Here is a 14,612-nt window from a genome sequence, read left to right as displayed (position 1 = left end):
AAATTTATAAAGAGTTGTTACATATTAGTAGTTTAATTTTTAATGCTACTTAATATTTTTTGACCATTTTGGCTTAAAATTTTGCCTTTGAAATTTTCCTTGCAAAACTCTAAAATAAGTGAATGATAGAGTTTTAAGACCTCGGTCTCATCAAATTTATCACTGTCAAGAAATTTGTAAATTTCATCATACTCAAGCGAGCTAAACCACTCAGCCGCCTCGTCATAACACTCGAAATTATAGTCAAAATATGCCATTATCCTAAGCGCGTAGGCATCAACGACCATATATGGCTTCCCACAAGCATAAGCTAGTATCGCGTCGCAAGTCTCTGCGCCAACGCCTTTTACGTTTATTAGCCACTCGCGGCTTGCGTTTTCTTTGAAGTTATCAAAGCTCTCAAATTCATTTTTTATAGCTAGACAAAGCGTCTTTAGCCGTTTTGCCTTTGTGTTGTAAAAGCCACTTGGCTTTATGAGCGTGGCAAGTTCGCTGTTTTCAAGCTCGCAAATGCCTTGCAGGCTATCTTTGCCTGCTTTTTTTAGATTAGCTAGAGCTTTTTCTACGTTTTTCCAGTTGGTATTTTGCACCAAAATAGCACCCAAAATAACCTCAAAAGTGCCCTCGCCTGGCCATTTTAGCTCGTCTAAATTTCTACTTTTGTGATTTAGCAAAGCTATAAACAGATCAGTTGATCTCATTTTAAATTTTCTTTAAAAGTTAGGTAAAACTGCTTTGCCGTCCTGCCACTTCTGCTAGCTCTTAGCGTGGCAAAATTTTTAGCAAGCGTGTGAAGCTCATCTTTGTCACCAGTGTAGTCTTTAAAGTAAAAATCAACCATTTTTAGATACTCATCGTAGTTGCCTTGATAAAAGCTGATCCAAAGACCAAAGCGGTCCGAGAGCGAAATTTTCTCCTGAGCTGCGTCGCTGTAGTGAATTTCTCCGTCTATTAGCTCTGAGTTTTCATTTTCGCTTTTAAACTCGCTTATTAGATGTCTGCGGTTTGATGTGGCGTATAAAAGGACGTTTTTAGGCGGTTTTTGGATAGAGCCATCCATAATAGGTTTTAGAAATTTATACTCATTGCTGCCATTTTCAAAGCTTAGATCGTCGCAGAAAATGATAAATTTAAACTCGCTCTTTCTGATCTCGTCGATGATGTCGCCAAGGTATTTTAGATCCTCGCAGCCGATCTCGATGATGCGAAGTCCGGCTTTATAAAACTTAGTAAAAACAGCCCTTACGAGACTTGACTTGCCACATCCTCTCTCACCCCAAAGAAGCACGTGGTTCGCATCCTTACCATCTATAAAATTTAGAGTATTTTTTAGTAAAATTTCTTTTTGTTTTTCTAGCCCATAAAGTGAGTTGATATCTACAAAATCAATATCGTCAACTGGCTTTAACATCCCTTTTGTGCTCTTATAAATCGCTGCGTACTTCACTCCCCAATCTATCATTTCTTATTCTTTCTTAGATAGACCAAAATTTCAGCCAAAACATCGTCATCGTCCTTGCTACGTGACTTTAGCCTGATCTTCTCGTCATCATTTTTTGTTATTAGTATATTTTGTTCGCTGTTTGAGATCGTCTTTATGTCAGCTTTTAGAGATAAAATTTTGATGATGATAAGGTCTAAAAACTGCTTTGTATATGTATCTATCTTGCCAAATCTATCCTCAAGCTCGCTTTGTATCTCATAGACCTCAGCGACCTCTTTACACTTGCTAAGGCGCCTATAAATTTCGAGTCGTAGTCTATCTTCTCTTATAAATTCTTGATTTAAAAAGGCGCTCACACTAAGCTTTAGATCGATCTTGTCAAGCTTTGCGGAGTCTTGATTAAGAAGCTTATTTATCTCATCTTCTAGCATCTTTAGATATAACGAGTAGCCGATAGCCTCGATGTGGCCGCTTTGTGCCTCGCCGATGATGTTGCCACCACCCCTTATCTCAAGGTCGTGATATGCTAACACCGAGCCAGCGCCCAAAAACGAGTTGCCTTCAAGTGCCACAAGTCGTTTTAGAGCGTCTTTACTAATGGCATCTTTATCCTCAACCAAAAAGTAGCAATAAGCCTGCTTGTCGCTTCTACCCACGCGTCCGCGGAGCTGATGCAGGTCAGCCATACCAAATTTATTAGCATTTTCTACGATTATGGTGTTTGCATTTGGCAAGTGGATGCCGCTTTCAACGATGCTGGTGCAAAGCAGCAAGTCATACTCGCCCCGCTCAAATTTCATCATCTCATCTTCAGTAACTTTCGCATTTACCTTTGAGTGAAGTATTAAAATCCTAAGCTTTGGCAAAATTTTTCTTAGCTCATTTGCCGTCTGCTCGATATCTGCGATGTGGTTGTGGATGTAAAAGGTCTGCCCGCCACGTCTTAGCTCACGTATGATCGCCTCTTTGATGACCTTCTCGTCCCACTCTCTCACGCTTGTTCTAACATCCAGTCTTGAACTTGGCGGAGTGGCTAAAATACTATATGTTTTTATCTTGCTAAGCGCCATATTTAGGCTTCTTGGTATAGGAGTGGCACTCATGCTTAAGATGTGTGAATTTTGAGAAATTTCTTTTAACTGCTCTTTTTGTTTAACGCCAAATTTATGCTCTTCATCAACCACTATAAGCCCTAAATTCTCAGCCTTTACACCAAGAAGCGCATGCGTTCCCACGCAAACTATCGGCTCATTTTCTTTTAGTGCTTTTTGCAGGCTCGACTTCTCTTTGGCACTTGAGAAGCGATCTAGCCTAAAGACCTTTATGTCAAATTTGCTAAATCTTTGGCTTAGTGTCTTATAATGCTGCGAGCTAAGAAGCGTCGTTGGCACGAAGAAAAATGCGCTAAAGCCTGATTTTATGCAGGTAAATATGGCGTTCATCGCAACTTCAGTCTTACCAAAGCCAACGTCTCCGCTAAGCAGCCTATCCATGACCTTGCCACTTTTTAGCTCATCTTTTATATCATTTACCGCTTTTTGCTGATCACTCGTATATGAAAAGCCAGCGTCTTGGACAAAATTTAGATAAGAGATGTCTTCTTTTTGCAAAATTTTACCAGCCACAAGCTCTCTTTTTGCCGCCATTGCTACGATCTTTGAAGCGATCGCGAAGAGTTTTTCTCTAACCTTTTCTTTTATCTTGGCAAAATTTGCCTTGCCTAAGCGGTCCAGCACCGCCATAGAACCATTTTGAGCGATATAGCGGTCTATCAAATTTAGATGCTCTACTGGCAAAAGAAGCTTGTCGTCATTTTGGTAGGCGATAACCACAAATTCCTTTGTCGCGCCCAAAACCTTGATCTTTTCAAGCCCCAAAAATCTGCCTATACCATAATCTTCATGCACGACGTAGTCATTTACCTTTAGCTCATCCACCACGAGACTTGAGCGTTTAACTCGTCTTTTTTTCTCAAATTTATTAAGTGAGACTACGATCTTATCACTTGAGGTTAAATTTACTACAAGGGGCGAAATTTCAAGCTTTACATTAGCAAAGCCATCAAGCTCATAGCCCTTAAAAAGCCCTTCATTTCTTGAAAGAACGGTTATGCTTTTGCTCTTATTTAGCTCAAAAAAGTCAAAATTTAAAGTAACCTCAAGATCTTTATAAACCTTTGGCTCAGGTAAAATTTCAATGCCCTTGAATTTCTCCTCAGGCACATCATAAATTTCAAAATCGATCTTTTTAACAAGTTTTGAGTCAAATTCTTTTAAGTAGTCACTAAAGCTATCTATCGCCCAAAATCCAAGCGAATTTAGATCACTCACCAAGGCGTCACTTTGCATATCCTCAATCTTTTGGCTAACTTTTTCAAACTCATCTTTGCTCAAATTTGCGATAAATGGCACGATCTCAGCTTCGCTTAGCTCAGCTTTATTGCTAATTTGCGTGGCGGTGTTATAGTTTCTTATACTCTCAACCTCATCACCAAAAAGCAAAATCCTAACAGGATCATCCATATTTACGCCGTAAATGTCGATCACTTCTCCACGTATGCTAAACTCGCCAACGCTCTCAACGATATCGACGCACTCATAGCCAAAGCGTATGAGCAAGTCGGCAAATTCGTTTAAATTTAGATTGTCTTTTAGCTTGATTGTTGAGCTTTCTAGGTTTTTTTGCGTTGGAAGTGGGTTTAAAAGCGTGCTAAATGGGCTTATGATAATCTTTTTGCCATCAAATTTATAGTATTTGCTAAGAACGGATGAAATTTCAAAAAGCTCTTCGTTAAAGCTTCTTAGATCATCGCCCTTTTTAGCTCTAAAATCAGGTAATTTAAAAACGTTAAAGCCAGCAAAACTGGCCGCATCAGCACAAAGTGCCGCCTCTTTATCATCTTCACAGATGAGAATTTGTGGGGCGTGTGTTAAAAGATACTCATAGACCTTTGCTTGCATAGTACTCTTTTAAAAAGGCTTCGGCTAGATGAAATGAGCCAAAGGCTAGATAAATTTTGCCGTTTTTTGCCTCTTTTATATCATTCATATCGCTTGGCTCAAACTCTCTATGTGAAATTTCAAGCTCATTTAGCGCTTTATTTATGAGCTCTCCGCCAAGCTCCCTGCCCTCGCAGCGGTAGTGATAAAGTAGCACGCTATCAATAACTGGCTTTAGAGCTGCTAAGACAGCTTTGAAATCTTTATCTAAAAATGAGTTATAAACTAGAGTTAGCTTCTTGTCACTAAACTCTTTAGAGCTAAATTTCTTAGCTATAGCCTTTGCGCCAAGCTCGTTGTGACCGACATCAGCGTATAAATTTGAGGTGATCTTTTCACATCTGCCACGAAGCGTAAGAGCACCAAGCTTTTTTATGTCTATACCGCTATCTAAAATTTTAGCAGCAGCGTAGGCTAGGGTTAAATTTGATCGTAAAAACTCTGGTAGATTAAATTTATCTGCATAGTTTGCGATCTCATTTAAATTTTCTTTGGTTAAAATTTCTCTTGGGAAGCTCAAAATTGCGCCCCTCTCGCTTGCGATCTCTTTTGCGATAGTAACGCTTATCTCGTTCATCTCATCATTTAAAATAGCTCTTTTGCCCATAGCTTCAAACTTCGTGCGTGAAATTTCTTCTAAGCTATTTCCTAGTATCGCTGTGTGATCAAAGCCGATCGGAGTAAAAATGCTTAGCTCTTTTTCAAAGACATTTGTCGCATCAAGCACACCACCCATGCCGGCCTCGCAGACAAAATAATCGCAATCCTCAAAAAGTACGGCAGAAAGCAGCGTCATATACTCAAAATAGCTTGTTTTTATCTTGTACTCGTCACTTAAAAGAGCCTGCAAGCGCTCGTGAGCTGCTTCTAAAATTTCATCACTAGCGACCTCACCATTTAGCCAAAATCGCTCGTTAAATTTAAATATATGCGGGCTCGTGTAGTGTCCTACTTTTGCGCCATTTTGGCTTAAAATTTGCGCTAAAAAGCGTCCAGTACTTCCTTTACCATTTGTACCTATTATGTGAATAATCTTAAATGGCTTTATATGCTCTTTTATAGTCGCATACGCTCTAATGATCCTGCCGTAGTCAATCTCTTTATAGTAAAGTGGTTTGCCATCAAGAAATTTAGCTAGGCTCATTTTTCCTCGATTATCTTTGGCATTACTTGATTTCTGCCATTTTCTTTTGAGAGATAAAGCATCTTGTCAGCAGCTTCAAGCGTCATCGTCTCGCTTAAATTTGCACTTCTTGTCGCTATACCAGAGCTTATAGTAACCTTAATACGCTCATTTTTATAGATAAATTTAAAATTTTCTATCATGCTTCTTAGCTTATCTCCAAATTTAACACTATCTTTTAAACCAGTGCTTGGAAGCAAGATTACAAATTCTTCACCGCCATATCTACCAACGAAATCAACCTTTCTAGCGTTTTTCTTAAGCACTTGAGCCACTGCTGAAAGAATAACATCTCCAGCCTCATGCCCATAAGTATCGTTTATGCTTTTGAAATGATCAATATCAACAAAGCAGATAGAATAGTCAGTCCCATAGCGTTTATATGCCTCTTCAATGCGTTGAATCTCGTTCATCAAAGCACGCTTAGTAGATACTTTTGTCAAAAAGTCCTCTTTGCTCTCCAACTTAGCTTCCTCAAGCTCTTTTTCAAGACTATTTACTCTGTTTTGAAGCTCTAAGATAGTAGCTTGCCTATTGTGCATCTCGATACCAAGCTCTTTGCTCTCGATCTCCAAAGCACCAGCGATCTCAATAAGCATGCTCCTTACTTGATCGATGCTATTTGTATTTAAATTTACATTTTTTAGATCATTTTTAATGCTTTTTACTTTATCAGAACTACTTTGTGAACTAACTGCAATATCAGAAATTCTCTCGCTTATATTTTGTAAAACATTATTTAGCGAACCAACTTTTTCTATGATCTCCGTTCTATCTTCTTCTATTCTGCGATCAACAAATGCCTTTACCTTTTCTTGAAATTCTTTGCTATTTAAGGTTTTAGGATTTTGCTTCAAAGTACTTCTTATCATGCTAAGCTCTTCATCAAGATCCTTTGTAATAGAAGGCTCAAGAGTAAGGCTTAAAAGCTGAATCAAAACATCCTCTTCGCCATCTTCATCTTTTTGTGTAAGAAATTTCTCAAGTTCAAAACTCATTGTCTTTAAATCATCAAAATTTCTAACACCATAATATTTCAAAAATTCTAAAAATTCAGTATCGTAAGAGCTAACAAAATCAAACCATCTAAGGCACATTTCTTCAAGATTTTTCTCATCATATCTTCTAGCGAGCAGTTGCATACTTTGCTCTGCTAAACTTTTTGCATCTTTATTGTGAAGCATTGAGATAGCTTGGAGAATTCTTCTAGCAAATGCGTTTAGTGATTGTAATTTTTTATCATCAGCCATAAGGCTTGCTCCTTGTTGAGCACCTCTAGAGAGCCTAGCAGTCATAAAAGCGACAAACTCATCGACCGTCTTTATATGAAGGCTTAGGGCTTGATTTTTATATTCATCACCAAGCCTTGAGATATATTTTTCTATCTTTTTACTCTCTTCTGTTGTAAAGCCATATTTTTTAGAAATTTCATTATAGACTTCAGTGTAATTCTCTGGCGTTAGCATCAAATGGCGATCTTTGATCTCATTTAAGGCTTCCTTGACTATTTGACTAACGGTTACTGCTGCCATTTCTATATCCTTTTACCGCTAAACTTGCGATATACTCATCAAAGGCTTCTTTTGATGCCTCTTTGATAGCTTCGTATTTTTGAGTATCACTAAGAATGCTATCAGCAAATCTTACATCTTTTTGACGTCTTGCGACACTAAAGTCATACTCGCCAGTGGCTGGAATATCAACCACGCTACCATCTTTAAATTTAGTCTTATAATTTAAGCTTAAATGTGCTTTATATGACGTAATGTAGCCAAACTCATCATAAATGATCGCTTCGTAATTTAAATCTTTTACCGAAATAATTATCAAAGTATCAGCACTCTCTTTACTTGATAAATTTTTATTTAGCCTTGCGACCATGCCCTCTTTAACAGCGTCCTTTATCCAAACGCTATTTTTTGGTTCTTCTTTACTGATGATCACATCAACGTAAATTTTATCACCAACTAGGTCATGTGTGATCTTTGATACTGGTTTATAGCCACACCCGCAGATAAATATCGCTACAAAAAATGCTAAAAAGTACCTCAAAATTTATCCTTTAATGACAAAATTTACTAATTTGCCTTTTATATAAATCTCTTTTAAAATTTCTTTTCCTTCAAGCCATTTAGCCACATTTTGCTTAGCTAGCTTTAAAATTTCACCCTCGCTCTCACTTGCTGCCACTTCAAACTCAGCCCTTTTTTTGCCATTTACCGTAACTGCAAGAGCGATGCTATCTTTTACAAAAACCTCTTCTTTTACGGCTATCTTTGTGAAATTTTTTCTACCAAAAAGCTCTTCACTAAGCTCATTTGCGATATGCGGTACGATAGGCTCTAGTAAATTTAAGATGATGAAAAAGCCCTCAGCATTTACATCCTCATTATCTTGCGCATTTATAGCATTTAGTGCCTCCATGCAAGCAGCGATTAGTGTATTAAAAGCAAATGTATCACCAAAAACCTCGGTTGATTTTTTAAGCGCTTCATAAATTTTTTGCCTTGCAAATTTCTCATCTTTGTTTAGGCTTTCATGATCTATCTGAGGCAGTTTATCTATCTTTTTGATAGTGTGTGCCTTCTCCCAAAGCCTATTTAAAAACCTAAACGCACCCTCAACTGCACTGTCGTTCCACTCAAGCTCTTTTTGAGGAGGTGCTGCAAAAAGGATAAAAAGCCTTGCCGTATCAGCACCATATTTATTGATGATATCATCAGGATCTACGACGTTGCCCTTACTTTTGCTCATCTTTTTGCCATCTTTTAAGACCATGCCTTGAGTTAGTAAATTTTCAAACGGCTCATCATCTCTTAGATAGCCAAGATCTCTTAAGACCTTTTGGAAAAATCTAGCGTATAAAAGGTGCAATATCGCATGCTCGATACCACCAATGTATTGATCTACGTTCATCCAGTAGTTTACACTCTTTTCATCAAGCGCTTTTTGTTTCCACGTCTTCTCATCGCTTGTAAATCTAGCAAAATACCAGCTACTCTCCACAAATGTATCCATCGTATCAGTCTCTCTGATCGCGTCTTTGCCACATTTTGGACACTTTGCAAATTTCCAAGTTGGGTGTTTATCAAGGGGGTTGCCCTCGCCTGTGATCTCAACATCTTCAGGTAGTGCAATAGGCAAATTTTCCTCTTTTTCAGGCACTACGCCGCAGCATTTGCAGTGCACTACTGGTATTGGCGCACCCCAGTATCTTTGGCGAGAAATTCCCCAGTCTCTTAGTTTGTAGTTTGTGATCCTCTTGCCAAGGCCATCTTTTTCGAATTTCTCTATTATAAAGCTTTTAGCCTCTTCTGAATTAAGGCCATTTATCAGCTCAGAATTTATAGCAACTCCATACTCAGAGTATGCTTTAGAGCTATCGCTCTCGCCATCAAGTGGCTTTACGACTGGTTTTATAGGAAGATTAAATTTACTTGCAAACTCGAAGTCCCTTTGATCGTGCGCAGGCACAGCCATGATAGCGCCACTGCCGTAGTCAGCTAGGATGAAATTTGCAACCCAAACTGGGATTTTTTCATTTGTGAGTGGATGAACGACGTAAATTCCTAAAAATTCTCCGTCTTTTTCGCTCGCTTGACGCTCTCTTGGGCTTTGATTTAGGATTGTTTTTATCTTTGTCTTTTTGTTTTCATCGATTTTATCACTCTCAAGCAACGCTTTTACAATAGGATGTTCAGGTGCAAGGGCTGTGTAGCTAACGCCGTAAATCGTATCAGCTCTTGTAGTAAATACCTCAAAGCCATCAAATTTACCACCTAAAGCCTCTTTTGAAGCTTCATCAAGATAAAATTTAAACTCCAAGCCGTAGCTTCTACCGATCCAGTTTTCTTGCATTGTAATTACTTGATTTGGCCATTTGCCTTCAAGAAGCTTCAGATCATCAAGTAGCTCGCTAGCGTATTTTGTGATGTTAAAGTAATATCCAGGAAGCTCTTTTTGTACAACATCATTACCGCATCTCCAGCATTTGCCATCCTCCACCTGCTCGTTTGCAAGCACAGTTTGATCGTATTCGCACCAATTTATAATTGCATTTTTTCTATAAACAAGCCCTTTTTCAAACATCTTTATAAAAAAGCTTTGCTCCCACTTTGTGTAAAGTGGATCAGACGTGGCTAAAATTCTCTTTTTAGAAAATGAAAAGCCAAGGCTTGCTAGCTCTTTTTTCATATAGTCGATATTTTCATAAGTCCAAATTTTAGGGTGAATTTTATGTTTTATGGCTGCGTTTTCAGCTGGCATACCAAAGCTATCAAAGCCAATAGGATGAAGCACGTTGTAGCCGCTTTTTCTATATGATCTAGCAAGTGCATCGCCGATAGAGTAGTTTCTTACATGCCCCATATGTATGCGTCCGCTTGGATAAGGAAACATACTTAGGATATATTTTTTTGGCAAGCTTAGATCGTCTTTTGGTTCAAATTCTTCATTTTTATCCCAAATTTCTTGCCATTTTTTTTCTATCTTTAAAGGCTCATATTTTCTCTTTTCAGCCATTTTTTCTCCTAAAATTCTTCTTGAGCTTTGCTTGATTCTATTAAAACCAAGGCTAGTGAAAATATATTTGCAATGACTGCGCCAATAGCCAACGAATAGCTAAGTGTTATATTTTCAGAGACTTGCAAAATAACAAAAGCTGGTATAAGGTGCAAATCAGCAACCAGCGAGCTTGCAAAAAGCTCAGCCGAGAGTAAATTTTTAACACCAATCTTAAGTAGCGTTGAAACCAAATTTATACTAGCTGCCACAAAAAGTGCAATCTCGTTTTTATCATATAAAAATTCTGCCGTGGTCGTAAGACTCATCAATGCAAAAAATATGTAGATAACTTTTCCCCAGTTCATTATCCCTCCTTACACAACGCCTTTCTCAAACATAGCACGCTCTTTTTCGCGCTCTTTTTTTATCTTTTGCTTTTCAGTCTCTCTACTTCTAAAATGCTCGATGCTAAATTTAAACCAGATAAGAAACGGCGAAGAGATGTAGATCGAGCTGATAGTTCCTATGACAATACCAACGATAAGAATAAATGAAAATCCATGTATCATATCTCCACCAAATAAAAATAACACAAGAACCGTCATCATCGTAGTGGCTGAAGTTAAGATAGTCCTTGAAAGTGTGGCTGAGACTGACTCATTGATAACGCCCTCGATATCAGTTCTCTTACTCTCTTTGATACCCTCTCTTATCCTGTCAAAAATGATGATAGTATCATTTAGAGAGTAGCCAAGCACTGTTAAAATAGCTGCTAAAGTATCTAAATTTACATCTATATCAAATAACGAAATAGCACCAACAGTTATGATGATATCGTGAATTTCAGTTGCGATTGCAGCTAGAGCAAAACGCCACTCAAATCTAAAAGTGATGTAAATTAGCACACCTATTAGAGAAATTCCTAGAGCCATTAAACCCTTTTGTCTGAGCTCATCGCCAACCTTTGGACCAACAATATCGACACGTCTTACTTCAAAATTCCCAGTGTCTTTTAAGATTTGCTTTATCTCAGCACCGACGTCGCCGGTTAAATTTGAGCTTGAGCCTGAAAATCTAATAACAGCTTCATCTTCGCTTCCAAACTCGGTAACAGAGGCATTTTTAAGCACTTCATTTGTGCCAAAAGCATCACGAATTTTATCAAGTGGCGCTTTTGTGTCGTATTTGAGCTGAATAAGCGTACCGCCAGAGAAATCAATGCCGTAGTTTAACCCCTTTGTAGCAAGTAAAACAATAGAGCCAACAAATAAAAATATAGAAAATGCTAGTGAAGCAAATCTAAAACGCATAAAATCATAAACTTTTGCTTTAGTAAAAATTTGCATCATTAGCTCCTTTTATAACCAAACCAAAGTCTGGTATTTCCACTTTTTTCTATCTTGTCCATAGCAGCATCAAACATGCCATGTGTGCCTAAAATGGCTGTTAGCATAGAAGCCATGATACCTATGGCCATTGTCACAGCAAAGCCTTTAACTGGGCCAGTACCATAAGCATAAAGCACAGCAACTGTAATGATAGTAGTTAAGTTTGAGTCAATGATCGCACTCATGGCGTGCTCATAGCCCTTTTGGACAGCTGTCCTTATCGCAACACCTTCACGTAAAAGCTCACGTATACGCTCGTTTATGATGACGTTTGCATCAACTGCCATACCAATCGTTAGCACGATACCAGCCATACCTGGCAAGGTAAGCGTAGCTCCAAAAAGTGCCATGACAGCAACTAATATAACGACATCCGCAACTAGCGCGATATTTGCAAAAATTCCAGAAATTCCATAATAAACTAGCATAAATAGCACAACCAAGATAGATCCAGCAGCAAGAGCAACCATGCTTTGGTTGATGCTCTCTTGGCCTAAAGATGGACCAACGCTTCTTTTTTCTAGCATCTTCACAGGTGCTAAAAGTGCGCCACTTCTAAGTGCGATCGCTACGTCGTGAGCCTCATCAAGGGTAAAACCACCGCTGATCTGGCCGCTGCCGCCACCTATTCTTTCATTTATAACAGGAGCTGAATAAACCTTGCCATCAAGTACAATAGCAAGCCTTTTGCCGACATTTGCGCCAGTAAAATCACCAAAAATTCTAGCGCCTTCTGAGTTAAGAGTGAAATTTATAATAGGCAAGTTATTTTGCTGAGAAAATGCGACTTTTGCATCAGTTAGCATCGAGCCGTCAAGCACTGGGATATTTTTAACGACGTATTTCACGCGGTCATTTTTAGCATCTTTAAAGATCACATCGCCGTAGCTTTCAGCTTCAGCCTCGCTCATTGCATTAGCCTGATCTTGTCTTTTATCATCAACTGCCATAAGCTGCAAGTGAGCAGCCTTTGCGATGAGATCTCTTGCTCTTTGTTCATCCTCTTCAGTTTTTATACCAGGAAGCTCAACTAGGATATTATCTTTGCCCTGTCTGGCAACAGTTGGCTCAGCTAGACCAAACTGATCAAGTCTGTTTCTGATGGTTTCAACAGCTTGCGAGATCGCATATTCGATCGTATCCGTTCTTTCTTGCTCGGTTAAAGATATGCTGTAATTTAAACCATCTTTTTTAATATTAAGCCCCTTTATCTCGGCTAGTGCTTTATCTACTTTTGGAGCCTCGTCGCCATCAAGGAGAGTAAAGTCAATGTTCTCTTCTTTAATCTTAAATTTATCAATTAACACATCTTCTTTTTTAGCATAATAATTTATACTTCCAGCTATTGATTTTATTTTTGAGTGAATAGCTTCGCTCGTTTCAACACCAAGTAGCATATGAAGGCCGCCTTGAAGATCAAGGCCAAGTGAAATTTTAGCTCCACTTTGTGTTTGAAAAAAAGATGGCACCGAAAAGCCAAAACCAAAAATCAAGGCTAATATTAAGATAACTAGCCTATATGTGACTCTTGCGTTACGCATTATTTATCTTCGATCTTTTTAGCTACAAACTCGCGTGCTATACGAACGATTACATCATCGTTAAGTTTAACTTTGATAAAATCATTTTCGGCTTTAATCACTTCGCAGATAAGTCCGCCATTAGTTATTATCTTATCACCTTTATCAAGAGCTGCGAGCATTGCTGCATGGGCTTTTTGTTGTTTTTGTTGAGGTCTAATAACCAAAAAGTAAAATATGGCGAAAAGCACAACAAGAGGTAGTAATGATGTTAAAAAATCAGCGTTTTGCATGGATTTCCTTATTTGTAAGATTTTTAAATGGGCATTTTAGCACTAAAATTATAATAAAAGCCTTTGTCGGTGCTTTTTTGCTTTCCAACTTTATTTTTTTAAGCCTCTTCGAGAATTTGCTCTTAAATTTTATCTCGCCGTTTCTAACTTTGACTGGAATTTACATCATCATAAATTTAAGCAGAGCTGGTTTTTTCGTGGCTGGATTTTTCACAGGAATTTTATGGTTTTATTGGATTAGCTTTAGTTTTATCTACTACGATCTGATCTGGCTCATACCTTTTGTCATCCTCTTTGTAGCCATTGTTTACGGATTTATGTTTTGGATAGCCTCTTTCCCAAGCTTTATAGTGCTTAGAGCTATTTTGCTATTTTTAGTAAGCTATATTCATCCATTTGGCTTTAACTGGTTTAACCTTGAAGCAACGCTTGTTTTAGGCGCTTTTGAGCCAAGTACGAGAGGGCTTATTTTTATGTTTTTAGCAGCCATTTCTTTGAGTTTAAAAGATAAAATTTTAAAATTTATCCTAGCTTTTATCTGCCTCATCGCCGCTTTGCAGTTTAAAAGTGGTGAGGCAAAGACTTTGCCATTTGACGTGGAGCTAATAAACACCGATGTCGCTCAAAGGGTGCGCTGGGATAAAAGCTTACGCATGAAATTTACAAATGAAAATTTAGACATGATAAATAGCGCTATCGCCGAGCAAAAACGCCTCATCGTGCTTCCAGAGAGTGCATTTCCACTATTTATGACAAATGAGCCACTACTTGTCGATGAGCTAAAAGAGCTTTCAAAAAAGATAACCATCGTAGCTGGCGCGCTTGCCTATGAAAATAAGCAATTTTATAACTCTGCATTTTTGTTTCAAGATGGCAATCTTAGGCGAATGGATAAGAAATTTTTAGTACCATTTGGAGAAGAAATTCCTCTGCCAAAATTTATGCAAGATGCAGTAAATAAGATATTTTTTGGTGGAGCTAGTGACTTTAAAAGGGCTGAAAATTTTAGCGACTACGAGGTAGATGGAGTAAAAATTAGAAACGCTATCTGCTATGAGGCAACAAAAGAGGAGCTTTATAATGGCGAATTTGACGTGGTCGTGACTATCACAAATAACGGCTGGTTTATACCAAGTAGCGAACCTGTGCTTCAAATGTTGCTTATAAAGCATCTTGCTACAAAATATAATAAAGCGGTCTATCACAGCGTAAATGGCTCAAAAAGTGAGATCATAAAGCCTAAAAAAGCGTTTTGGGATGAGTTTTAAAAAGGAGATTTAAA

The 14,612-nt window shown here is 38.2% G+C and carries 12 protein-coding genes; 1 reads left to right on the top strand and 11 read right to left on the bottom strand.

Annotated elements, in window-relative coordinates:
* Positions 1 to 32: 32 nt before the first annotated feature.
* From CCON33237_RS03700 to yajC, 11 genes are read right to left on the bottom strand one after another with little or no spacing between them, the layout of a single operon-like run.
* On the bottom strand, positions 33 to 701 hold the full coding sequence (locus CCON33237_RS03700; RefSeq protein ID WP_054196438.1) for an endonuclease III domain-containing protein: 669 nt from the start codon (positions 699 to 701) through the stop codon (positions 33 to 35).
* Positions 698 to 1,462: an ATP-binding protein gene (locus tag CCON33237_RS03695; protein WP_054196437.1), complete on the bottom strand. Its 765-nt coding sequence runs from the start codon at positions 1,460 to 1,462 to the stop codon at positions 698 to 700. The genes CCON33237_RS03700 and CCON33237_RS03695 overlap by 4 nt, the downstream gene beginning before the upstream one ends.
* Positions 1,459 to 4,404, bottom strand: coding sequence for a transcription-repair coupling factor (mfd, locus tag CCON33237_RS03690; RefSeq protein ID WP_054196436.1), 2,946 nt, complete (start codon positions 4,402 to 4,404; stop codon positions 1,459 to 1,461). The genes CCON33237_RS03695 and mfd overlap by 4 nt, the downstream gene beginning before the upstream one ends.
* Positions 4,385 to 5,587, bottom strand: coding sequence for a Mur ligase family protein (locus tag CCON33237_RS03685; protein ID WP_054196435.1), 1,203 nt, complete (start codon positions 5,585 to 5,587; stop codon positions 4,385 to 4,387). The genes mfd and CCON33237_RS03685 overlap by 20 nt, the downstream gene beginning before the upstream one ends.
* On the bottom strand, positions 5,584 to 7,158 hold the full coding sequence (locus CCON33237_RS03680) for a GGDEF domain-containing protein (RefSeq protein ID WP_054196434.1): 1,575 nt from the start codon (positions 7,156 to 7,158) through the stop codon (positions 5,584 to 5,586). Before CCON33237_RS03680 ends, CCON33237_RS03685 begins: the two co-directional genes overlap by 4 nt.
* A complete protein-coding gene (gene lptE, locus CCON33237_RS03675; RefSeq protein ID WP_054196433.1) occupies positions 7,139 to 7,678 on the bottom strand; it encodes an LPS assembly lipoprotein LptE in 540 nt (179 codons plus the stop codon). Before lptE ends, CCON33237_RS03680 begins: the two co-directional genes overlap by 20 nt.
* Before the next feature lie 3 nt (positions 7,679 to 7,681).
* Positions 7,682 to 10,147 carry a leucine--tRNA ligase gene (gene leuS / locus CCON33237_RS03670; RefSeq protein ID WP_054196432.1) on the bottom strand — a complete coding sequence of 822 codons (2,466 nt, stop codon included), beginning with the start codon at positions 10,145 to 10,147 and terminating at the stop codon, positions 7,682 to 7,684.
* An 8-nt stretch (positions 10,148 to 10,155) separates the two neighbouring features.
* Positions 10,156 to 10,494: a DUF6394 family protein gene (locus CCON33237_RS03665; RefSeq protein ID WP_021090699.1), complete on the bottom strand. Its 339-nt coding sequence runs from the start codon at positions 10,492 to 10,494 to the stop codon at positions 10,156 to 10,158.
* 9 nt (positions 10,495 to 10,503) lie between these two features.
* Complete coding sequence (gene secF, locus CCON33237_RS03660; protein ID WP_054196431.1) at positions 10,504 to 11,475, bottom strand: protein translocase subunit SecF; 972 nt, start codon at positions 11,473 to 11,475, stop codon at positions 10,504 to 10,506.
* A 2-nt stretch (positions 11,476 to 11,477) separates the two neighbouring features.
* On the bottom strand, positions 11,478 to 13,058 hold the full coding sequence (secD, locus tag CCON33237_RS03655) for a protein translocase subunit SecD (RefSeq protein ID WP_054196430.1): 1,581 nt from the start codon (positions 13,056 to 13,058) through the stop codon (positions 11,478 to 11,480).
* The gene (gene yajC, locus CCON33237_RS03650; protein ID WP_021090619.1) at positions 13,058 to 13,330 is read right to left on the bottom strand and encodes a preprotein translocase subunit YajC; all 273 of its coding nucleotides are present in this window, start codon (positions 13,328 to 13,330) and stop codon (positions 13,058 to 13,060) included. The genes secD and yajC overlap by 1 nt, the downstream gene beginning before the upstream one ends.
* Here yajC and CCON33237_RS03645 point away from each other — a divergent pair.
* Entirely contained in the window at positions 13,306 to 14,598 is a 1,293-nt protein-coding gene (locus tag CCON33237_RS03645) for an apolipoprotein N-acyltransferase (protein ID WP_180997773.1), read from the top strand. The genes yajC and CCON33237_RS03645 overlap by 25 nt on opposite strands.
* Positions 14,599 to 14,612 lie beyond the last annotated feature (14 nt).

Origin of the sequence: Campylobacter concisus (genome assembly GCF_001298465.1) — a bacterium.
Taxonomy (GTDB): Bacteria; Campylobacterota; Campylobacteria; order Campylobacterales; family Campylobacteraceae; genus Campylobacter_A; species Campylobacter_A concisus.
The sequence above is the reverse complement of the archived record's forward strand: the minus strand, read 5'-3'. Positions and strand labels throughout refer to the sequence as shown.